We start from the raw sequence: 21,016 nt of genomic DNA, 5'->3' as shown, positions 1-21,016 counted from the left end.
TCACTCCGCGACGAGCTTCAGACCCTTCCCGTCGTCGGAGGCCGCGATCCGCACGAGCGCGCGCTCGCGGCGGCCGCGTCCGCGGTCCACGCCGACGATCCGCACGCCGATCGCCTCGTCGCCGTCCTCGGGGCGGAACGTCGCGATCAGCCGGACCTGCGGGCGCGCGCCGAAGCGGGTGACGGGGTCGCGGTCCTTCAACGCGGGGTCGCCGTCGCCCGGCGCGCACGCCCAGTGCGGGACCATCGGCTGCCCCGACGGCTCCTCGCGGAAGCTCTCCGTCAGGTCGAGCGACCCTTCGATCGATTTCTCGCCCGCGAGGTAGAGCATCACCCCACCCGAGTCGGCGTGATCGCGCAGGTCGTCCTTGCCGCACGCCGAGGGGACGAACTTCGGGCGCACGAGAACGATCGCGACCGTGAACAGCCGCCCGTCGGTCCAGCGCACCGCCTTCGACTCGCGAAGCAGCGAGCCTTCGGGAAGGAGGGCCATCAGCCCCTTCGCCCCCGCCCCCGTGGCGGGCAGGTCGTAGACGAAGACGGTTTCGGTACGCCGGGCGAAGCCCTGCACGACGAGGTTGCGGTTGCGGTCGCGCGGGGGTTTCGCCCCGACCGCGGCCTGGTAGGCGGCGTCGAAGGCGGCGTCGTCCCATTCGCGGCGCGCCGCGGCGAAGACGGTCGCCGGCCTGAGGAGCGTGCCGTCCGCGCCGAGCTCGATGCGAAGGACGAGGTCCCACGGTTTGCCGAGATCCTGCACGACGAGCCACGCCGCGGGCCAGGCCTGCGCGTCCCCCATCGTCTTGAGCGCCTGCTCCGCGCGTTTCGCGTCGAGCGCCTCGATCGCCCCCGCGCGCCCGCCGTCGGGAAGGGCCACCTCGACCCCGGCGAGGTGCGCGGCGAGCGCCGCGGCGAGCTCGGGGAGTCTCTCGGGCGGCGGCGGCGCCGGCGCCGGCGTCTTCGCAAACGCGGTTGCGGCGAGGAAACACGAAACGGCGGCGAACGGTCGGGCTCTCATGCCCGCAATCTGCGCCCGTCGGTGCGAAACCGCAACCCCGCGACCGCGCATGCCGCAACCCAACTGCGCGCCGGCGATTGATCGGCTCGTCGAAGCGGGCGACATTCGGCGCCGCCATGAACGCCTCGACGACCCCGATGCTCGACCACCGATTCCTCGTCCTCGACGCCATCGGACGCGGGGGCCAGGGGCGCGTCTTCCGCGCGTTCGATCGCGAGCGCGAGCGCGTCGTGGCGCTGAAGATCCTCCACGACGAGAACGCGGCCCCGGGACCGGGCCACCCGCTCGCGGAGGAGTTCGCCGCGTGGGCGCGCCTGCGGCACCGGCGCATCGTGCGGGCCTTCGAGCTCCGTCGCGCCGCCTCCGGCCCGCTCGCGCCCGGAGTGCCGTACCTGGTCCTGGAGCACGTGGACGCCTTCCCCGCCCACCGCGCCCTCGTTCCCGGACGCATCCGCGCCGAAGGGCTCGAGGCGCTCGCCCGCGGTGTCCTCGACGCGCTCGAGCACGTCCACGCGCGCGGGCTCGTGCACCGCGACCTCAAGCCCGGAAACGTGCTCGTCGGTCCGTCCCGTCCCGATCGCGTGAAGCTGACCGACTTCGGCCTCGCCGCGCGCGCGGGGCGCGCCGGGGAGCCGGGGCGCATCAGCGGCTCGCTCCCTTACGTCGCCCCGGAGTCGATCCTCGGAGGCGAGGTGGACGGGCGCGCCGATCTCTACGCGCTGGGCGTGCTGATGCACTACCTCGCCACCGGACGGCTGCCGTTCGAGTCGCGCGAGCCGCGCTCGATCGTCCGCTGGCATCTGTGCGGCGCGCCGGCCGATCCGCGCCGGGTGAACCCCTCCGTGCCCGACCGCCTCGCGCGGTTCGTCGCGCGACTGACCGAGCGCGACCCGCTGCGCCGCCCCGACGGCGCGTCGGCGGCGCTCGAGCTGCTGGGCTCGCGGGCCCCGCGCCCGCGCGGCCCCGAGGCGCTCCCCCGGGCCGCGCTGGCGACGCTGCGCCTGGCGATGGACGCGGTCCGCATGGGCGCCTGGCGCGTCCTCGCGCTCCCGAGGGAGCGCGCCCACGCGGCAGGACTGGCCGAGGAGGCGCTCGTGCTGGCGCAGCTGCACGGCCTCGACGTCCTGCGGCTCGACGACGACGGCGGCCGGCCCGCGCGCGGGGCGCTCGCGACCTTCCTCGTCGCGCGGCTGCTCGCCCGCGGCGGGCGGGCGCAGGGGGCGCCGCTCCGCGAAGAGGTCCTCCGGGGTTTCCCGCTCGAGTTCTTCGGCGGCTTCCCCGTGTGGGACCGCCTTCGCGCGAGCGCGGGACCCCTTCGCGACGTCGACCTCGCGGCGGTCGGCCGCGGCGTCGCGGCGTTCCTCGGCGGATCGGCGGGGGAGCCGCCCGCGCTCGTCGTCGCGGCGGGGCGAGGCCTCGCGGATCCGACCTGCCGTGCGGTCCTGGACGCGTTGGCGCGGGCGGCACCGGAGCGCGCGCCGGGGTCCCCTGGCCCGGGCCTGCTGATCCTGCGCGGCCCCGCGCCCGTTCAGGCCACCGTTCGCTCGCGGACCCCGACGCGGAACCGGTGCGTCGTTCTCGCCTGCTGACGGTTCCTCACGGCGCGGCCGAGTCGCTCGAGCGCGCGGCATTCGACCTGGCGGATCCGCTCGCGGCTGAGCGCGAGCCGCGACCCGGCTTCCTGCAGCGAGAGGCGCGGCGAGCCGTCGAGCCCGAAGCGGAGGGACACCACCAGCCGCTCCTGCGAGGAGAGCTGCTCGAGGGCGGCACGGACTTGCGCGACCGACTCCTCGCGGAGGACGAGGTCCTCCGCCGTGGGATCGTCGGTGACGAGCCGCTCGGCGAGGGGGCGGCCGTCGTGATCGAAGGGCTGGTCGAGGCTCACGGTCGTCGTGCGCACGGGGTCGGTCGAGTCGCGATTGCGCTTGAGCCGGTAGCCCGACACGCGCACGAGGCGCGGCTGCTCCGCGAGGGCCTGCAGGATCGTCTTGCGGACCCACCACGAGGCGTAGGTGATGAACTTCGTGCCGTGGGCCGGGTCGAAGCGGCGCGCGGCCTCGACGAGCCCGACGTTCCCCTCGTTGAGGAGATCCTCGAAGGCGACCCCCCGGTTGCGGTACTCCTTCGCGATGCTCACCACGAATCCGAGGTTCGAGGTCACGAGCCGCTCGCGCGCCCCCTCGCATCCCGAGCGGGATCGGCCCCCGAGCTCGACCTCCTCCTCGCGCGTGATGCGGCGCTGCCTGCGGACGTTCCGAAGGTAGGCGGCGACGGTGCGGTCCGTGGTGTTCATGCCCGGGAAGGTAGGGACGCGGCGTGGACTCCGCGTAACACGCGGGTGGCGGGATCGTGAAACGGAGGCCGGGTTACGATTCGCCGATGCGCTCGCTTGCCGCACTCCTGGGCGGAGTCGTGCTGCTCGCCGCCTCCTGCGCTCCGAAGCCGGCGCCGTCGACGACCCCCGCGTCGAATCCGGCCGTCGGGTCCTCGAGCTGGCGCGTGCTCGCCGACCCCGACGCCGCGAAGCCCGACCTGGAGGAGGGCGAGGCGTTCGAGCGCCCGCTACCCGCGGCGCGGCTCGCGCTGCCGGAGTACCCCGCCGACGCCCTGGCCGCGAAGGCCGGCGCCGCCGTGGTTGCGGTGCGGATCTTCATCGGGCCCGACGGAACCGTCGTCCGGGTGGAGGACAGCCCCCTTCTCGCGTCGTCGGCCGGACCGTTCGCCGCCTCGTTCCGAGGCGCGGTCGATCGTACGGCGCGCTCCTGGCGCTTTCGTCCCGGCGCCATCACGAGATCCGTGGACGGGACCGACGTGGACGGAGACGGCAAGCCCGACTATCGCGTGCAGACCGCGTGGGACCCGGTCACCGTCTACTACGACATCCGATTCGACTTCTCGATCGTCGAGGGGAAGGGGATCGTCACGACGACGGGGGCGCCGAAGGACCGTTGACGGGCTCCTTCCGCCGCTTCCACGCCCCCAGCAGCATCGTGATGAGCGCGAGGCCGAGCTCGTCGGCGAAGGGGACGAGATCGGGAACGACGAGGTCGACCCCGAGCAGGATGAGGAAGGCGACGAACAGCTGGGGGAAGCGCAGCCGGCCGAGGAATCTCCGGAAGAGACCCGCGCGAACCGCGGGGCCGACGACGCCGCCCATCAACCCTTGAGCTTCTTCGCGAGGGCGACGGCCGCCTTCATCCCCTTCGCGGCCTTGAGCGCCTTGACCTTCGCCTTGTCGCGCGCGCCGAGGTGGCGCATGTGGCCGATGTACTCGCCCTGGATCGCGAGCGCGGCCTTCCTCGCCGGCGAAAGCTTGAGCTTGCGTCCCTTGCGACTCACCGCGGGCGCCGCGCTCGTCGACTTGAGCGCTTTCGCGAGAACGGAGAGCGAACGCTCGATCTGAGCCACGGAGCGACGGATCGCACGGAGGGACGACGTCGCCGAACGGGATGCGGACATATCACGGCTCCTCTTTGTTGGGGCGGAGTCCATGCTAACACTGCGCACTAAAAGAGAACGGGGGAGGCCCGAGCCTCCCCCGTTCGCGCGCGTTCAGTGTTCTAATTCCTACGAGCAGCCGCTCGTGCTCCCGCAGTTGACGCACGCGTAGCAGGCGCCGTTGCGGATCATGATCGACCCGCACTCCGTGCACGGCGGAGCGTCGGCCTGGCGCACGTAGGTGTCGCGTTCGGACTTGCGGATCGCCTCCTGGCGGGCCGCTTCCATCGCCGCGGCCTCGGCCTTCGCCTCCGGCTCGAGCTCGGTCCCGTTGCCGTTGGCGCCGTGGGCGAGGTCGGGTTGAGCCTCCTTGGGGAGGAACTGCAGCGCGAGCCAGCGGAACACGTAGTCCACGAGCGACTTCGCGATCGGGATCTGCGGGTTGCCGGTGAACCCGGACGGCTCGAACCGGACGTGCGTGAACTTGTCCACGAGGAAGCGCAGCTCGACGCCGTGCTGCAGCGCGAAGGAGATCGTCGTCGCCCACGCATCGGCGAATCCCGCGAGCGTGGATCCGGCCTTGCCGAGGGTGATGAAGATCTCGCCCGGCTGGCCGTCCTCGAAGAGCCCCGCGGTGATGTACCCCTCGTACCCCGCGACCGAGAACTTGTGCGTGATCGACTGGCGGGTGTCGGGGAGCTTCCTGCGGCGCGCCAGGGGCTCCGCAACCGCCACCGCCGCCGCCTCCTTCTTCTTTTCCTCCTTGCCGGTGGACAGCGGCTGCGTGCGCTTGCACCCGTCGCGGTAGATCGCGATCGCCTTGAGGCCGAGCTTCCACGCCTCGACGTAGGTCCTTTCGATCTCCTCGACGGTCGCCTCGTGCGGCATGTTCACCGTCTTCGAGATCGCGCCGGAGAGGAACGGCTGCGCGGCGGCCATCATCTTGACGTGGCCCATGTAGTGGATCGTGCGCGTGCCCTTCGCGGGCTTGAAGGCGCAGTCGAAGACGGGGAGGTGCTCGGGCTTCAGGCCGGGAGCGCCCTCGATCGTGTCGTTCTCGTTGATGAAGTCGACGATCCTCTGGATCTCCTCGTGGCCGTACCCGAGTTTCTTGAGCGCGAGCGGCACCGTGTTGTTCACGATCTTGAACAGGCCGCCGCCGACGAGTTTCTTGTACTTGACGAGGGCGATGTCCGGCTCGATGCCGGTCGTGTCGCAGTCCATCATGAACGCGATCGTGCCCGTGGGCGCGAGGACGGTCGCCTGCCCGTTGCGGAAGCCGAAGTCGGTCCCGAACGTCATGACGTCGGCCCAGGCGCCGCGCGCCGCGGAGAGCAGGTCGGAGGGCACCGCCTTGGGGTCGATCCCGTCGGCGTGCGCCTGGTGCTTGCGCATCACGCGCAGGAACGGCTCGCGGTTGCGCTCGTAGCCGGCGAAGGTCCCGACGTGGGCGGCGATCTTCGCCGAGGTCGCGTAGGCCTCGCCGCACATGAGCGCCGTGATCGCCGCCGCGTACGCGCGACCCGCGTCGGAGTCGTACGGGAGGCCGCGCGCCATCAGCAGCGCGCCGAGGTTGGCGTAGCCGAGGCCGAGCGGGCGGTAGTCGTGGGAGTTCTTCGCGATCGCGGGGGTCGGGTACGACGCGTTGTCGACCCAGATCTCCATCGCCGTGATCGTCACGTCGACGGCGTGCCGGAAGGCGTCGACGTCGAACTCGCCGTCGGGACGCCGGAATCGCATCAGGTTCAGCGACGCGAGGTTGCAGGCGGAATCGTCGAGGTACATGTACTCGGAGCAGGGGTTCGACGCGTTGATCCGCCCGGAGTTCGGCGAGGTGTGCCATTCGTTGATCGTCGTGTCGAACTGGATCCCCGGGTCGCCGCACACCCACGCCGCGTCGGCGACGTCGCGCATCAGCTCGCGGGCGCGCATCGTCTGCACGGGCTTTCCGCTGGTGACCGCGCGGGTGACCCACTCGCCGTCGTTCACGACCGCGCGCATGAAGTCGTCGGTCACGCGGACGGAGTGGTTGGCGTTCTGGAAGAACACCGAATCGTACGCGCCGCCGTGCACGTTGAACTCGCCGGAGTACCCGGAGTCGATCAGCGCCCAGGCCTTCTTCTCCTCCTCGGCCTTGCAGCGCACGAAATCGGTGATGTCCGGGTGGTCGACGTTGAGGATCACCATCTTGGCGGCGCGGCGCGTCTTGCCGCCCGACTTGATCACGCCGGCGAAGGCGTCGTACCCCTTCATGAAGGAGACGGGGCCCGAGGCGGTTCCGCCGCCCGCGAGAAGCTCGCGCGACGAGCGGATCGAGGAGAGGTTCGAGCCCGTCCCCGATCCGTACTTGAAGAGCATCCCCTCGGTCTTGGCGAGCTCGAGGATCGACTGCATCGTGTCCTGGACGGAGTTGATGAAACAGGCGCTGACCTGCGGGTGCGCCTCGATCCCGCAGTTGAACCACACCGGCGAGTTGAACGAGACCATCTGGTGGAGGAGCAGGTGGGTGAGCTCCGCCTCGAAGGCCTGCGCGTCCTCCTCGGACGCGAAGTAGTCGCCCTCACGCCCCCACTTCCCGGCGGTCTTCACGATGCGGTCGAGCAGCTGACGGAGGGAGTGCTCGCGCTCGGGGGTCCCGAGCTGGCCGCGGAAGTACTTCTGCGCGACGACGTTGGTGGCCAGCTGCGACCAGAACTTCGGGAACTCGACGTTGCGCTGCTCGAAGGCGACCTCGCCCTTGCCCGACGAGATCACCGCGTCGCGAAGCTCCCACTCGACGTCGTCGTACGGATGGCTCCCCGCCTTGGTGAACCGGCGGACGAACCGCATCCCCTCGCGGGGACTCGGCTTTCGGTCGGAGGTCGGGGGGAGCGCGTCGGCGTTCGAGGAGGTCGGCTTGTCGAGCGGCGTGTCGGAGTGGGGGTCGCGCTGCAGCATGGGAAGCCTCCGTCGCGTTGGCGATTCGATCGTGAACGACGCGACGTGATACAGGCTCGCCCGAGGGGTGTCAAGAGGGAACACCCCCCTCGACCCACAAAATGTGGGATTCCTATACGACCCAAGCCACTACATATAGTGGTGACCGCTTGGACCCGCCTTAGTGATTGAATTCAAGGAATTAGGGGGTTCGGAGAGGTCAGCGGGAGCCGATCGCGCGGGTCCACGCGGCGTAGAACTCGAGCCAGTCCGGGGCGGGATCGATGAAACAGACCCCCATCCCGCACTCGAGGACGTGGGCCAACTGGGGCGGCACCTTCTTCGCCCAGACCACGCGCGCCCAATGGCTGAAGACCCGATCCGGAAAGTGGATCTGGACCTGAACCGTGCTCCCCGGGGCGAGGACGTGGTTGGTCTGGAGGAAAAGGCCCGTCTCGGAGAGGTTCTTCGTGAAGGCGGTCCGATCGGCGGCCTGGGCCCCGAAACGGACCATCAGGCGGCGTTTGGTCCGGCTGCGGCTCCGCTTCTCGTTGCGGATCGCCGCGTCGCTCCACTTGGGCATTTCGCTCGTCCGGACCGCCATGACCGCACCCCCACCCCTCCGGGTGTGCGGCGAATATGGGGTGTCGGGCAGACTACCGCAAACCGGGGCCGGAAAGCCGCCCGATCGCCCACCGGGCGTGCGCCCGGACCACCGGGTCCGGGTCCTCGAGCGCCCGCTCGAGGACCCCGCGGGAGGCCGGGTCCCGCCGGTTCCCGAGGACGATGCAGGCGTTTCGCCGCATCCCCTCCCACTTCGCGCGCATCAACGCCGTTCCGGAGTACCGCGCACGGAAGGTCGCCTCGTCGAGGGCGAGGATCTCGGTCGGATCGAGGCCGAGGAGGTCGTCGCGCCGGCCGAAGGGGTCGTCGTCGCGGCCCCGCGCGAACGAGACGTTCCACGGACAGACCTCCTGGCAGACGTCGCACCCGAAGATCCACTCCCCGTTCCCCTCGCGGCGATCCTCCGGCACCGGGCCGCGGTGCTCGATCGTCCAGTACGCGATGCACCGGTTCGCGTCGACGAAGCCCGGCTCGACGATCGCCTGCGTCGGGCAGGCGTCGAGGCAGGCGGTGCAGGTCCCGCAGAACTCCGCGTGCGGCCCCGCGTCGGGCTCGATCTCCTCGGTGGTCAGCACGCAGCCGAGGAGCAGCCACGAGCCGCGATCGCGGGTCAGGAGATTCGCGTTCTTGCCGATCCAGCCCACACCCGCCGCCTCCGCCCACCCGCGCTCGAGGACCGGCCCGGTGTCGACGAAGGCCCGCGACGTCGCCCCCGTCGTGGCGTCGATCCACGACGCGAGCTCGCGCGCGCGGCGGCCGAGAACCTTGTGGTAGTCGCGCCCGCCGGCGTAGCGCGCCACGCGCGCGAGGCCTTCGCGCGGGCGGGCCTCGGAGAAATAGTCGACCGCGACGACGACGACGCTCCGGCATCCCGCGAGCAGCTCGCGCGGATCCGACCGTTTCCCCGGCTCCTTCGCGAGCCAGGCCATCGACGCATTCCCGCCGGCCGCGAGCCATCGCTCGAGGGTCGCGCCGTCGCGCTCGAGGCGTCGGGCCCGGGCGACGCCGCACGCGTCGAAGCCGAGCGCCTCGGCGCGGACCTTCAGCGCCGCGCGATCCACAGGATCTGTCTCGCGATGCCGCGGAGAACCTTGACGTCGCCGGAGGTGAAATCGGCCCGCCCGAACATCCGGCGCAGGCGGCGCTCCATCCCCTCCTCCTGGTCGGGCTTGAGGAAGCCGATCGCGCGCAGCGCCTCGTTCAGGTGCGCGTACATCGCCTCGCGCTCCTCGTGGAGCGCGGCGGGCTCGTCGTGCGCGGCGGGGGCCGGCGCGGCGTCGAGGGCGAGGCGCGCCGTGTAGGCGCACAACAGGACGGCCTGGGCGAGGTTGAACGACGTGTACGCCTCGGCGGCGGCGAGGTGCACGAGGTGGGTGCACCGGTCGAGCTCGTCGTCGGTGAGGCCGCGCGACTCGCGACCGAAGACGAACGCGAGCGGGCCTTTCGCCGCCTCGCGCGGGATCGCGGCGGCGAACGCGTCGAGGCGCCAGTTCGGCCGGCGCTGCTTGCCGGCCAGCGCGGACGTGCCGATCACGGTCGCGGCCCCCGCGAGGGCCGCGTCGAGCGAGGCGACCCGTTCGGCACCGACGAGCACGTCGCGCGCGTCCACGGCGAAGCGTCGCGCCTGCTCGTCGAGCGGATCACACGCCGGGGCGACGAGGAGGAGGCGATCGAAGCCGCAGTTCTTGAGGGCCCGAGCGGACGCTCCTATATTGCCGGCCGACTGCGGCTCCACGAGCACGAAGCGGATCGACGCTCCCGTCACGACGCGAGGATACATGCGGATCGAAGTCGAAGGCGCCGGCCCGCTCGTCGTGAAGCTCGCCGGGGTCGCGGGAGGCGTGGGGCTTTATCGCGAGGAGTGCGACGCGGCCCGCGCCGCCGGATTCCGCGTCGCGGCCGTCGACCTCGCCGGCGATCGTGCCGACGATCCCGCCCCGCAGCCGCTGACGTGGGACTTCCTCGCGCTGGAGACCGCGCGCGCGATCGACGCCGCCGGAGGCGGGCCGGCGATCGTCTGGGGTACCTCCTTCGGCACGCTCGTCGCGCTCGCGACGGCGGCGCGCTGGCCGGGGCGCGTCTGCGGGCTGCTCCTGTGTCACCCGCCGGAGCGGACGGCGATCCGCCCGTCTCTCGAGCGCCTGTTCCGATGGGTGGAGCGGCGGGACGCCTCCGACTTCACGCGACGACTCCTGCTCTCCGGCGCGTTCGTGTACCTCGGAGGCTGGGAGGCGGGGTATCCGGGACTCCCCGCCCGCGCCCCGGGATTGCTTCGGGCCGGCGCCCGCGCGCGGACCCCGTCGAAGACCGTCCGCGAGAAGCTGCACCTGCTCTGGACGGAGTCCCCCGGGATTCCCGCTCCGGGGTTGTGGCCGAGAACCTCGATCGTCGCGGGGGCCTGGGATCGCGTCGCTCCCCCCGACGGCGCCCGGCGCCTCGCTTCGCGTCTGACCGGCTCGACGCTCCACGTCATGCCGCGGACCGGGCACGGGACCGCTTGGACCCATGCCCGGTCCTACAACGCCCTCTGCGTTCAGCAGCTCGGGCGCATCGCGGAGAGCGTCACTTCGGCTGGGGCGTGACCGGCGCGTTCGGATCGAGCAGGCACGGGGCGCTGCTGTAGCAGCCGCAGGTGCCCCCCGAGGCGTCGCAGTTGCAGCACGAGTAGTACCCGGCCGTCAGGTTGCAGGCGACGCTGCACCCCGGGTTCGAATACCCGGCGCCGAAGCCGAGCATCGACGCCTGACGCCCCCCGCAATCGACGTTGCAGCCCGTGGAGCCCTTCCCGCCGGAGCGGCAGGAGGTCGGATTGAGGCAGGGGTCCTCCCTGGGGTCGGTCCCCGAGGGATGGACCGTCGTCATCCCGTCGGTGTCGGTCGCGGCGATCGTCCCCGCCTCGGCGCCGAGCGCGCGGTGGACGATGGCGAGGCCGTACGCCCGGACGGTCCCCGCGGACTGCGAAGACGCGGGGACTCCGGCGGGGGGGTTCTCGGCGCGCAGGACGAGGTCGAGCTGGCCGTCCGGCGAGCTCACGCGGGCCTCCCCCGTCCGCAGCGCCACGGTCACGTCGTGTTCGCGGGGAGCGAGCCCCGCCGGCAGCGGCTCGAGCGGATCGAACAGGAAGACGTGGTCCGCGAAGCGGTCGCCGTCGACGTCGAGCACGACCGCGACGCGGTCGGCGGCGTCGGTGCGCACGAGGGCGCGCCCCGAGTAGAGGGTCGCGTCGGCGGCCGCGAGGGCCGCCGGTCCGGCGAGCGCGAGGCTCGCGGCAACGAGGCGTTTCATGGTGACTTCTCCGGGGAGGCGGGCGGGACTCGCCGGAAATCTAGGCCTCGTTCCTCGCGCGTCCAACGGTTCGCGAAGTCGGGTTGCCGCGCGGCAACCCCTCAATGCGCCGCTTCGTCCCCTTCGGCTTCGGGACGGCTGGGAAGTCGCGCCTGCCGCTCGACTGCGTCGGGTGTCTCGAGCGTGGCCCCCTCCGCGGCGCCGAGCTCCTCGAAGCGCCGGGCCGAGACGAGCACCCGGGTGTCCAGCGAGGCGACGGCCTGATTGAACGCCGCGGTCGCGGCGTCGAGGCTCCGGCCGAGCTTGTCGAAATGGCCGGTCATCGTCCGGAGCCGCTCGTGCAGCTGGCGTCCGAGGTCGGAGATCTCCTTCGCGTTCTCGGCGAGCTGCTCGTGCCGCCAGCCGTAGCCGACGGCCCGGAGCAACGCGATCAGCGTCGTGGGGCTCGCCGGGATCACGCCGCGCTCGATCCCGTATTCGAGAAGCGTCCCGTCGAACTGCAGGGCGGCGCCGAAGAAGCTCTCCCCCGGCAGGAACATGACCACGAACTCCGGCGCCGGCTCGACCTGTCGGGAGTAGTTCCGGTTGCTCAATGCCGTGATGTGGTCGCGGACGAGCCTGGCGTGATCCCGGAGCCTGGCCTCCCGCGCGTTCTCGTCCGCCGTCTCCGCCGCGTCGAGGTAGGCGGCCAGCGGCGCCTTCGCGTCGACCACGACGCTTTTCCCTCCGGGGAGGTGCACGAGCATGTCCGGGCGCAGCGTTTTTCCCTGTTCGTCCGACAGGGTCGGCTGCTCGACGAAGTCGCACCGGTCGAGCATCCCCGCGAGCTCGACGACCCGGCGCAGCTGCATCTCCCCCCACTTCCCGCGGGAGATCGGCGCGCGCAGGGCCTTCGAGAGGCCGGCGGTCTCGGACTGGAGGCGGGTCTGGGTCTCCGCGAGCCCCTTCACCTGCTCGATCAATCCCGCGTAGGCCCCCGCGCGCTCCTTTTCGACCTCCTGCAGCTTGCGATCGACCTGCTGGAGCGATTCGGCGACCGGCTTGACGATCGCCTCGATCGCCTTCTGCCGCTCGGAGAGGTCGTTCCTGGAGGCGTCCTGCAGGGCGCCGAACTGGGAGCGCGCGAGGTCGAGGAAACTCTGCTGGTTCTGGCGCAGGGCCTCGTGGGAGAGCGCCGCGAACGACTCCTTCAGCCGGGCGCCGGCTTCGTCGAGCAGCCGGAGCTTCTCGTCGGCGCGGGCGAGGTCCTCGCGGGCCTTCGCCGCGCTCCTGGCGCCCCAGATCCATCCGGCGAGGGCACCGACGACGAGGCCGATCGCGGCGGCGAGGAGGGGGTTCACGCGGTCAAGCTAACACGCGCCGCTGCGGATTTTGCGCCCGGCGCGATGAGATGAAACCATACCCGTTCGCTCCCCGTCTTCGGGAAGGAAGGACGTCAGGATGCAGGCCGGAAGCTGGACCAGGAGACTCGCCTTCCTCGCCGTCGCAGCCGGGGCCCTCTGGGGCGGCTGGACCTGGTGGAAGGGAGGGTCGAACGACGACGACGCGCCGAGGTACCGGACGGAGAAGGTCGACCGCGGGGTCGTCAATGAAACGGTGACCGCGACCGGGACGGTCTCCGCGGTCACGACCGTTCAGGTCGGAAGCCAGGTCTCCGGGATCGTCGCCCGCCTGTACGCCGACTTCAACAGCCGCGTCGCCCGCGGCCAACTGCTCGCCGAGCTCGACCCCACCCCGTTCCAGGCGACCGTCGAGCAGCGTCGCGCGGACGTCACCCGCTACGAGGTGCAGATGCGCGCCGCCGAGATCGCCTTCAAGCGGCAGCAACGCCTGCTCGATCAGCAGCTCTCCGCCGAGGCGGATTACGACGCGGCCAAGGCGGACTTCGACGCCGCCGCCGCGCAGGTGGAGCAGTCCCGCGCGGCGCTGCGGCAGGCGGAGACCAACCTCGGCTACACCAAGATCCTGTCGCCGATCGACGGGGTCGTCGTCGCCCGCCAGTACGACGTCGGCCAGACCGTGGCCGCCTCGTTCCAGGCTCCGACCCTGTTCACCATCGCGCAGGACCTCACGAAGATGCAGGTGCAGGCCGACGTCGACCAGGCCGACATCGGGAAGATCCGCGTCGGCCAGAAGGCGTCGTTCACGGTGGACGCCTATCCCGATCAGAGCTTCAAGGGAGAGATCAGCCAGGTCCGCCTCAACGCGACGGCGAACCAGAACGTCATCACCTATCCCGTCATCCTCACCGTGGACAACGCCGAGGAGAAGCTCCGCCCGCAGATGACGGCGAACGTGACGATCGAGGTGGAGAAGGCCGAGAACGTGCTGCGCGTGCCGAACGCGGCGCTGCGCTTCCGTCCGGTCGAGACGGCGGCGACCCCCGATCCCGAGCGCGCCGCCGCGAGGATGGGCGCCCCCTCCAAGGGCGCCGGCGGGGCCTCGAAGGCCTTCGAGGCGGCCACGGGCGCGCCGTCCCGTCGCGGGCAGAGCGTCTACGTCCTCGACGGGAAGGACTCGCTGAAGGCGGTCCCGATCCGCACGGGGATCACCGACGGACGCTTCACCGCCGTCGTGGACGGGGAGCTGAAGGAAGGGGACACGATCGTCGTCGGCATCGCGACGGCGAAGGTCGAGACGACCGGCAGCTTCCCGGGCGCCGGCCCGATGGGCGGCGGTCGGCCGGGCGGCGGCGGGAGGCGAGGGCCTTGAGCGCCCCGCTGCTCGAGATCCGGGACCTCGTCAAGATCTACCGCATGGGCGAGACCGAGGTCCGGGCCCTCGACGGGGTGACGCTGACCATCGCCCACGGCGAGTTCGTCGCGGTGATGGGGCCGTCGGGCTCGGGAAAATCGACGCTCATGAACATCGTCGGCTGCCTCGACCGGCCGACGTCGGGGAGCTACGTCCTCGACGGCGTGGACGTTTCCGGCCTCGACGCCAACGCCCGCGCCGAGATCCGCAACGGCAAGATCGGATTCGTCTTCCAGAGCTTCAATCTCCTCGCCCGGACGACCGCGATCGAGAACGTCGAGCTCCCCCTCCTCTACGGCGCGGGGACGATCGACGGCGCGGGCCGCCACGAGCGCGCGAAGGAGGTCCTCCGCCGCGTCGGCCTCGCCGGGCGCGAGAAACACACCTCCTCGCAGCTCTCCGGCGGGCAGCAGCAACGCGTCGCGATCGCCCGGGCGCTCATCACCGACCCTCCCGTCCTGCTCGCCGACGAGCCGACCGGCAACCTCGACTCGCGCACGAGCGAGGAGGTCCTGAAGATCTTCCAGGACCTCAACGACGCCGGGAAGACCGTGATCCTGATCACCCACGAGCACGACGTCGCGAAGCACGCCAAGCGCCGCGTCGTCTTCCGCGACGGGAAGGTCGTCGTCGACGAGCCCGTCCCTCAGGTGCGCGCATGAGGTCGGGACTGCTCCGCACGGGGAACATCGTCCGCGTCGGCCTGAAGGCGATCCTGCGCAACAAGATGCGCTCGGTCCTGACCATGCTCGGGATCGTGATCGGCGTCGCGTGCGTGATCGCGATGAACGCCGTCGGCTCGGGAGCGTCGCGCTCCATCCAGGACAACATCTCCTCGCTCGGCACGAACTTCATCATGATCTTCCCCGGCGCGACGACGCAGTCGGGGGCGCGCATCCACACGGGCGAGTCGTCCCTCAAGGCCGACGACGTCCAGGCGATCCGAGAGGAGTGCCCGTCGGTCGCCTACGTCTCGCCGGGCCTTCGCACCGCCGGCCAGGTCGTCGCCGGCGAGATGAACTGGGGGACCCAGGTCTTCGGCGCCGACGTGGACTGGATCTTCATCCGCGCCTGGAACGTCGACGAAGGCACGTTCTTCACCGAGACCGAGGTGCGCGGTGGCGCGCAGGTCGTGGTCCTCGGGAAGACGGTCGCCCAGGCCCTCTTCCCCGACGGCGGTGCCGTCGGCAACACCGTCCGGATCAAGAACGTCCCCTTCAAGGTCGTGGGCGTCCTCGAGAAGAAGGGCGGCAACATGATGGGATCCGACCAGGACGACCAGGTCGTCGTGCCCTACACGACCGTCATGAAGCGCCTGGTGGGCCGCGACCGCATCGGGATGATCCAGGCCTCCGCGAAGTCCCCCGAGCTCGTCCCGGTCGCCATGGAGGAGATCGACGCCCTCCTCCGCCAGCGTTTCCGCGTTCCTCCCGGCGGCGAGGCCCCCTTCTCCATGCGCTCCCAGGAGGAGATCGCCTCCCAGGCCAACCAGATGTCCAGGACCCTCTCGATGCTCCTCGCGTCGGTGGCGGCTATCTCGCTGCTGGTCGGCGGCATCGGAATCATGAACATCATGCTGGTGTCGGTGACGGAGAGGACGCGGGAGATCGGGATCCGCATGGCGATCGGCGCCAAGGGCCGGCACGTGCTCTTCCAGTTCCTGATCGAAGCGATCACCCTGTCGGTCGTCGGCGGGGCGATCGGCGTCGCGCTGGGCGTGTCGGCCTCGCAGATCATCGCGACGAAGGCCGGCTGGCCGGTCCTGATCGACCCGAGGTCGGTCGCGACCGCGTTCGGCTTCGCCGCCGCCATCGGCATCTTCTTCGGGTTCTACCCGGCGCGGAAGGCCTCGCGGCTCGACCCGATCGAGGCGCTGCGCTACGAGTAGGAGGTTCCGGTGCTGCTCGCGTCGATCCTGCTCGCGGCCACGGTCGCGACCCCTCCCGCCGCCGCTGGCCTCCAGAAGGCCACCTTCGCCGGGGGCTGCTTCTGGTGCATGGAGCCCCCGTTCGAGGCGCTCGACGGCGTGCTCTCGGTGACCTCCGGGTACATCGGGGGCACCAAGGACGCCCCCACCTACGAGGAGGTCGGCGCCGGCGGCACCGGCCACGCGGAGGCGATCGAAGTGGTCTTCGACCCGAAGAAGGTCTCGTACGACGAGCTCCTCGGGGTCTTCTGGCGCAACATCGACCCGCTGACGAAGGACGGTCAGTTCTGCGACTTCGGCCGCCAGTACCGCACCGCGATCTTCTTCCACGACGACGCGCAGCGCGCGGCGGCGGAGGGTTCGAAGAGAAAGCTCGAGGCCTCGAAACGGTTCAAGCAGCCGATCGTCACGGAGATCGTGAAGGCGGGGACGTTCTGGGCGGCCGAGGACTACCACCAGGACTACTACAAGGTGAACCCGATCCGGTACAAGTTCTACCGCTACAACTGCGGCCGCGACGCGAGGCTCAAGGAGCTGTGGGGCTCCGAGGCGGGGAGCCACTAGCGAACGCGTCCACGACCCACGCCCCGACCTTGCGCCCCATCGCCGTCCCGACCTCGGTCGAGTTCCGATAGTGCACGCCGTCGTAGATGCGCGCGTTCGCGACCTCCTGGACGAAGGCCTCGATCGACGTCCAGCTGCGGGTCGCCCCGCCGGCGGTCGGGCTCGAGGAGGTCAGCGTCGGCACCGGCTCGCCGGCGAGGTCCGCTTCCACGATCGTCCCCACCGTCGCCGAGAGGATGCAGTGCGCGCACGGATACTCCGGGTGCATCGGCGTGTCGATGAAGGGAAGCCACGTCGCGTCCCTGTCGGTCGCGTCGTTCCCGTCGATGTCGCCGTTGCGGATCGCGGTGACCGGGCGCCAGAACCCGTAGTGGTACTTCGCGTCGAACACCGCGATGAGCGCGTCGGTGGATCCCTGCGAGACCATCGCGAACAGGCGCGCGTTGCGGACGAGATCGCGCCCGGGCCGATCCGCGACCGATCGGACCAGTCGATGGTAGATGCTCGGGCCGGTCGCCTCCCAGAACTTCGCGATTCGCGTCTGCTCCTCCGTCCGGGTCCCGCCCTGCTTCGCGCCGACGGCGCGAATCTCGGCGAAGTCGCGCGCCCAGAGCGCGCTCTTCAGGTCGGGGGGAGGTCCCGGGCGGAACTGGGAGGCGCTTCTCAACCACCACGGCGGCTGCTGCGCCCAACGGGTCATCACCGGGATCACGGTAGGGACGTAGACGCCGGGGGTCGTGTGGGGCCGGTAGTCGTCCGGCGGCGACCCCGACGCTCGTCCCCGCTTCGCCAGGAGCTCCGAGGCCGCGCGCACCCCGACGGCGATCCCTGCGGACTTCGCCGGACCTTCCGGGATCTTCGAGATCGCGGAGTCGTATGCCGCCTCCACCTTCGCCGAGGTTGACGGGAGCAGCTTCGTCAGGCACTCCCGCGCCGCGGCGGCGATCGCGGCGTCGCGGGACGCGGAGGCGGGCGCCGCGCGCACGGCGTCGTAGATGGCCGTGTGCACGACGGCGAGGATCTCGGTGGCCGGTGGCGCGAGAAGCTTCGCCTCCTCGACGGCGTCGCAACCGATCGCGTTCCAGTCGGTCACGGCGTCGGCGAGGACGGGGGTGGAGCAGGCGAGCAACAACGGCAGGAGCATTCGCATGCGGGGCCTCCTCGAGCAAGCTCCGGCCATGCTAACCCCGGCGTCAGTCCCCGTGAGGCTCGATCGACGGGAACGGCTTCCGGTCCCGTACGTAGCGGTCCATCCACTCACGGAGGGCGCGATCGACGTCGTCGCGGAACTCGCCGAGCGCGTGATCGCCCCCTTCGAACAGGAGCAGGCGGTACGGCCGCTTCGCCTCGAGCAGCGCCGACGCCATCGCGAGCGCCTGGCGCGGATCGACGCGCCAGTCCGACGTTCCATGCAGCAGCAGGATCGGCGTCGTCGCGGGGAGCGTCCCCGCGAAGCGCACCGCCGAGCGTGCGGCGAGCTGCGCCTCGCGGTCGGTGTCGAACCCCGGGATGAGGTCGCGAGCGACGGGCTCCAGTTCGGGGCGCAGCCGCAGCGACGCCTCGAGGTCCGCCAGCCCCGCCCCGACGGCCGCCGCGCGGATCCGGTCGGTGCGCGCGAGGGCGAGGTAGGTCATCATCCCGCCGCGGCTCCAGCCGATCATCCCGACGCGCTCGCGATCGACCCCCGACATTCCGTCGAGGAGCGGGAGGAGGTTCAGGACGTCGTTCACGTCCTCCCCCCCGAACTCCTCGCGGCCCTCGCCTCCGCCGTTCCCGCGGTACTGGCTCGCGACGACGACGTAGCCCCACGACGCGTACAGCCCCAGCCGCCTCGCCGCGCCGGCGTCGGTGAGCGCCCCGAACTCGCGGTTTCCGCCGCGGTTGAAGATCAGGGCCGGATACGTCCCTTCGGCCTTCGGCCGCGCGAGGTACCCCTTCACGCGCAGGCCGTCGCTGGCGTAGTCGATCGAGCGCACCACGACGCCGTCGGGGGCGCCCGGGAGCGGCTCTCCCATGGCGAGGATCGTCCCGTCGGCCGGCGGAGCGGCGACGGCCTGGGCGAGGGCGAGGAGCGCCGACGCGAGCATCATCGCAACCACGCGATGCCCAGCCCGACGAGCGCGGGCACGGCCTGCACCCAGAAGATCCGACGCGACACCGTGGCCGCTCCGAAGATGCCGGCGACCACGACGCACGCGAGGAAGAAGACCTTGATCTCGAGCGCCTGGTCCGGCGCGGGATGGAACGCCCCCCAGAGAAGGCCGGCGGCCAGGAATCCGTTGTACAGCCCTTGGTTCGCGGCGAGGGCGGCCGACTGCTTCGCGAACTCCGGCGTCGTGCGGAACACTTTCATGCCGGCCGGTCGCGTCCACAGGAACATCTCGAGCACGAGGAACGCGACGTGCTGGAGGGCGATGAAGACGCAGAGAACCGTCAGCAGGGCGTTCATGGGCCCAAGCCTACGCTCATCCGTCGAGCCGGAGCTTGATCTGAAGGTAGATCGCCAGGGCGGTCTGCAGTGCCAGCCCGGTCGCCCAGGTGGGCGAGAACATCCCCCCGATCCCCTGGCAAAGGGCCCCCAGGGCGAAGATCGCGATCACGATCACGGGCCTCCTCAGGATGCCCGCTTGCATCGCCAGGAGAAGTGAAACCGCAGCGGCGATACCCGGGAGCAGGAAGGCGATCCGGTAGAAGAGCATTTGGATTCCCCCGCGCCTAGCCCCGAACCAACTCCGGCCCCGTCCACTCCATTGTCGCTTCGCCCCCCGCGAAATGGAGGAAACGATTGTGCTCCTTGATGTAGACCCAGGTTCGTTCGGTGCCCCGCGGCGCCTCTGGCAGCCTGGAGTCGCTCTGCGGCGGCATCCCGGTTCCGACGTTGATCTCCCTCGACCCGGCCTCGTTCCACGGATAGCGGGTGTCAGGGGGTTCGACCACGACGTAGGCAACTTCCCGGATCCTGACGCGCGCGGGCCGGTACGCTTCCCGGCGTTGCGGCGACGCCAAGTCCCCCGTCCAGACCACAACATCCAGCTCCAGGGTTCGCGCGGCATAGTCCATCGAGAACCGCACGAGCTCCGCATCGTGGAGGCCGTTGGGGAGCAAGTGCTCCAGATCCGACAGCATCATGGTCGCCGCTCCCAGAGATCCCATTCCGGGTTGCGTTTCACGCAGCGGTCGTAGATCAGGACCAGCGCGAACTCGACTCCCAACCATCCCATCGTCCAGGCCGCCGAATCGCTAGAGAGAGCGATCACCCCCATGGCGTAGAGGACGAAGACGGCGAGAAGCCATCGCCGGACACGCAGGGCTTCGCCTCGAGCGTTCAGGAACAGGGCACTGCCTTCGTTGCCGGCAGTGCCTCGCAACCTCCGAAGCCGTCGAGCTCGCCACGCCGAGAGGAGATTGAGCGACAAGATGAGGGCGCCGATGGCCCCCAACAACGCGCTGACGACCCCGAAGCGGGTCCAGGACCATCCGCTCACCGATGGCGCCCCCGCGATCCCTACTTCGCCAGCGTCACGCAATGCTCCGTGCCGCCGTTGCCGACCTGCCAGATCACGATCTGGTCGCCTTCGGGCGCCGTCCCGCTCGCGGGGACTTCCGGCCGGAGCCGCCCGACCCAGTTCACCCCGCGACGTTCGAGGGCCGCGGCGACGGGCTCGCCGGCGTCGTTCGTGAAAGTGAATGCAAGGCCGCCGCCTTCGGTGCGCGACCACGTCACCGCCGCGTTGAAGCCGCGGGGCTCCGCCAACGGGTCGTCGCTCCCGTCGTCGCGATACTGACGCACGACAAGGCAGCCGTTCGAGCCGCTCGGGAACTTCGCCGCCGTCCATCCCGTCCGCCCCCGCAGCTCCTCGAGGTTCACGACTCCGTCGAGCAGGACCACGTGTCCCCGGTAGAGCATGCGGCGGTTCTCGGCCTCGCAGCGGCCCCGGCACGCCTCGACCGCGTACACCCCGCCCGACGAGGCGACCTCGTCGTCGGCGGCGTGGTCGTGGACGCCGGGCCCTCCCGCAAGCAGCATCGAAACGAAGCCGAACGTCACGATCATGGCGAGGCCCTCGTGGATGCGGGAACCCTACGCCCGGCCCGTCCCCGGCGTCAACGAATCCGCCGGGAACGTGCGGACGATTTCCGTGGCACGGCACGGCGCCATCACCGTTCTCACCCGACCCCACGAAGGGCCCGGATCGTGGACCTTCCGTCAACCGGGGTTTCGATCGATCCGCTTGACGAAGCAACGGACGAGCCCGGCATCCTCGAAGCCGAGGGCGAGGGGCCGATCACGCGCTGCGTCGCTTCCGGTGGCGGCCTCTTCGAAATCGACGCGGACGAACGACGCCTCAACGGTTCAGACCGAACCTCTCCCGCGACCTCGCCCTGGCCCTCTCCGCCTCGACCTCACGGTCGCGAGGGTGCGCCTGGGTCACCAGCGAGGCGAGGAGAACGCGCGCCGAGTCCGCGACCTCGGCGACGGCCCGTTCGAACGCC

General features: G+C 70.9%; 24 protein-coding genes. 7 read left to right on the top strand and 17 right to left on the bottom strand.

The features are described from left to right. Entirely contained in the window at positions 1 to 1,014 is a 1,014-nt protein-coding gene (locus VF139_07260; protein ID HEX6851192.1) for a hypothetical protein, read from the bottom strand. A 116-nt stretch (positions 1,015 to 1,130) separates the two neighbouring features. Between VF139_07260 and VF139_07255 the strand changes: the two genes are divergently transcribed. Continuing rightward, positions 1,131 to 2,603, top strand: coding sequence for a serine/threonine-protein kinase (locus VF139_07255; protein HEX6851191.1), 1,473 nt, complete (start codon positions 1,131 to 1,133; stop codon positions 2,601 to 2,603). On the opposite strand, the gene VF139_07250 is transcribed toward VF139_07255, so the two are convergent. After that, a complete protein-coding gene (locus VF139_07250; protein HEX6851190.1) occupies positions 2,543 to 3,307 on the bottom strand; it encodes a sigma-70 family RNA polymerase sigma factor in 765 nt (254 codons plus the stop codon). The genes VF139_07255 and VF139_07250 overlap by 61 nt on opposite strands. Positions 3,308 to 3,393: 86 nt before the next feature. Here VF139_07250 and VF139_07245 point away from each other — a divergent pair, with 86 nt between their 5' ends. Then, positions 3,394 to 3,966, top strand: coding sequence for a hypothetical protein (locus VF139_07245; protein HEX6851189.1), 573 nt, complete (start codon positions 3,394 to 3,396; stop codon positions 3,964 to 3,966). Here the strand turns inward: VF139_07245 and VF139_07240 are convergent. From VF139_07240 to VF139_07215, 6 genes are all read right to left on the bottom strand, one after another. Continuing rightward, on the bottom strand, positions 3,935 to 4,171 hold the full coding sequence (locus tag VF139_07240) for a DUF6116 family protein (protein ID HEX6851188.1): 237 nt from the start codon (positions 4,169 to 4,171) through the stop codon (positions 3,935 to 3,937). The two genes, VF139_07245 and VF139_07240, sit on opposite strands and share 32 nt — an antisense overlap. After that, positions 4,171 to 4,473, bottom strand: coding sequence for a hypothetical protein (locus tag VF139_07235; protein HEX6851187.1), 303 nt, complete (start codon positions 4,471 to 4,473; stop codon positions 4,171 to 4,173). Before VF139_07235 ends, VF139_07240 begins: the two co-directional genes overlap by 1 nt. Before the next feature lie 108 nt (positions 4,474 to 4,581). Continuing rightward, positions 4,582 to 7,389 carry a vitamin B12-dependent ribonucleotide reductase gene (locus tag VF139_07230; GenBank protein ID HEX6851186.1) on the bottom strand — a complete coding sequence of 936 codons (2,808 nt, stop codon included), beginning with the start codon at positions 7,387 to 7,389 and terminating at the stop codon, positions 4,582 to 4,584. A 199-nt stretch (positions 7,390 to 7,588) separates the two neighbouring features. After that, on the bottom strand, positions 7,589 to 7,972 hold the full coding sequence (locus tag VF139_07225) for a PilZ domain-containing protein (GenBank protein HEX6851185.1): 384 nt from the start codon (positions 7,970 to 7,972) through the stop codon (positions 7,589 to 7,591). 52 nt (positions 7,973 to 8,024) lie between these two features. Next, entirely contained in the window at positions 8,025 to 9,053 is a 1,029-nt protein-coding gene (queG, locus tag VF139_07220) for a tRNA epoxyqueuosine(34) reductase QueG (protein HEX6851184.1), read from the bottom strand. Further along, complete coding sequence (locus VF139_07215) at positions 9,035 to 9,757, bottom strand: RNA methyltransferase (protein HEX6851183.1); 723 nt, start codon at positions 9,755 to 9,757, stop codon at positions 9,035 to 9,037. The genes queG and VF139_07215 overlap by 19 nt, the downstream gene beginning before the upstream one ends. Positions 9,758 to 9,770: 13 nt before the next feature. On the opposite strand from VF139_07215, the gene VF139_07210 reads away from it, so the two are divergent. Continuing rightward, positions 9,771 to 10,574, top strand: coding sequence for an alpha/beta hydrolase (locus VF139_07210; GenBank protein ID HEX6851182.1), 804 nt, complete (start codon positions 9,771 to 9,773; stop codon positions 10,572 to 10,574). Here the strand turns inward: VF139_07210 and VF139_07205 are convergent. Both VF139_07205 and rmuC read right to left on the bottom strand, forming a co-directional pair. Continuing rightward, the gene (locus tag VF139_07205) at positions 10,555 to 11,277 is read right to left on the bottom strand and encodes a hypothetical protein (protein HEX6851181.1); all 723 of its coding nucleotides are present in this window, start codon (positions 11,275 to 11,277) and stop codon (positions 10,555 to 10,557) included. The genes VF139_07210 and VF139_07205 overlap by 20 nt on opposite strands. Positions 11,278 to 11,378: 101 nt before the next feature. Then, positions 11,379 to 12,617 (bottom strand): DNA recombination protein RmuC, encoded by a 1,239-nt coding sequence (gene rmuC, locus VF139_07200; protein ID HEX6851180.1) that lies wholly within the window; start codon positions 12,615 to 12,617, stop codon positions 11,379 to 11,381. 100 nt (positions 12,618 to 12,717) lie between these two features. Here rmuC and VF139_07195 point away from each other — a divergent pair, with 100 nt between their 5' ends. From VF139_07195 to msrA, 4 genes are read left to right on the top strand one after another with little or no spacing between them, the layout of a single operon-like run. Then, positions 12,718 to 13,989, top strand: coding sequence for an efflux RND transporter periplasmic adaptor subunit (locus VF139_07195; protein HEX6851179.1), 1,272 nt, complete (start codon positions 12,718 to 12,720; stop codon positions 13,987 to 13,989). Beyond that, entirely contained in the window at positions 13,986 to 14,693 is a 708-nt protein-coding gene (locus VF139_07190; GenBank protein HEX6851178.1) for an ABC transporter ATP-binding protein, read from the top strand. The genes VF139_07195 and VF139_07190 overlap by 4 nt, the downstream gene beginning before the upstream one ends. Beyond that, complete coding sequence (locus VF139_07185) at positions 14,690 to 15,919, top strand: ABC transporter permease (protein ID HEX6851177.1); 1,230 nt, start codon at positions 14,690 to 14,692, stop codon at positions 15,917 to 15,919. The genes VF139_07190 and VF139_07185 overlap by 4 nt, the downstream gene beginning before the upstream one ends. A gap of 9 nt (positions 15,920 to 15,928) precedes the next feature. Then, positions 15,929 to 16,522, top strand: a complete 594-nt coding sequence (gene msrA, locus VF139_07180; GenBank protein HEX6851176.1) for a peptide-methionine (S)-S-oxide reductase MsrA — start codon at positions 15,929 to 15,931, stop codon at positions 16,520 to 16,522. On the opposite strand, the gene VF139_07175 is transcribed toward msrA, so the two are convergent. The 7 genes from VF139_07175 to VF139_07145 form a co-directional block, all read right to left on the bottom strand. Then, positions 16,485 to 17,672: a vanadium-dependent haloperoxidase gene (locus tag VF139_07175; GenBank protein HEX6851175.1), complete on the bottom strand. Its 1,188-nt coding sequence runs from the start codon at positions 17,670 to 17,672 to the stop codon at positions 16,485 to 16,487. The genes msrA and VF139_07175 overlap by 38 nt on opposite strands. Positions 17,673 to 17,715: 43 nt before the next feature. Further along, positions 17,716 to 18,612 (bottom strand): prolyl oligopeptidase family serine peptidase, encoded by an 897-nt coding sequence (locus VF139_07170; GenBank protein ID HEX6851174.1) that lies wholly within the window; start codon positions 18,610 to 18,612, stop codon positions 17,716 to 17,718. After that, entirely contained in the window at positions 18,609 to 18,971 is a 363-nt protein-coding gene (locus VF139_07165) for a DUF1304 domain-containing protein (protein ID HEX6851173.1), read from the bottom strand. Before VF139_07165 ends, VF139_07170 begins: the two co-directional genes overlap by 4 nt. Before the next feature lie 16 nt (positions 18,972 to 18,987). Continuing rightward, positions 18,988 to 19,221 (bottom strand): hypothetical protein, encoded by a 234-nt coding sequence (locus VF139_07160; GenBank protein HEX6851172.1) that lies wholly within the window; start codon positions 19,219 to 19,221, stop codon positions 18,988 to 18,990. A gap of 16 nt (positions 19,222 to 19,237) precedes the next feature. After that, the gene (locus VF139_07155) at positions 19,238 to 19,651 is read right to left on the bottom strand and encodes a hypothetical protein (protein ID HEX6851171.1); all 414 of its coding nucleotides are present in this window, start codon (positions 19,649 to 19,651) and stop codon (positions 19,238 to 19,240) included. Next, the gene (locus VF139_07150) at positions 19,648 to 19,890 is read right to left on the bottom strand and encodes a hypothetical protein (GenBank protein ID HEX6851170.1); all 243 of its coding nucleotides are present in this window, start codon (positions 19,888 to 19,890) and stop codon (positions 19,648 to 19,650) included. Before VF139_07150 ends, VF139_07155 begins: the two co-directional genes overlap by 4 nt. A gap of 137 nt (positions 19,891 to 20,027) precedes the next feature. Continuing rightward, entirely contained in the window at positions 20,028 to 20,576 is a 549-nt protein-coding gene (locus tag VF139_07145) for a hypothetical protein (protein HEX6851169.1), read from the bottom strand. Positions 20,577 to 21,016 lie beyond the last annotated feature (440 nt).

The sequence above is a fragment of the Candidatus Polarisedimenticolaceae bacterium genome (genome assembly GCA_036376135.1).
Taxonomy (GTDB): domain Bacteria; phylum Acidobacteriota; class Polarisedimenticolia; order Polarisedimenticolales; family DASRJG01; genus DASVAW01.
This window is presented reverse-complemented; position numbering and strand designations above follow the sequence as displayed.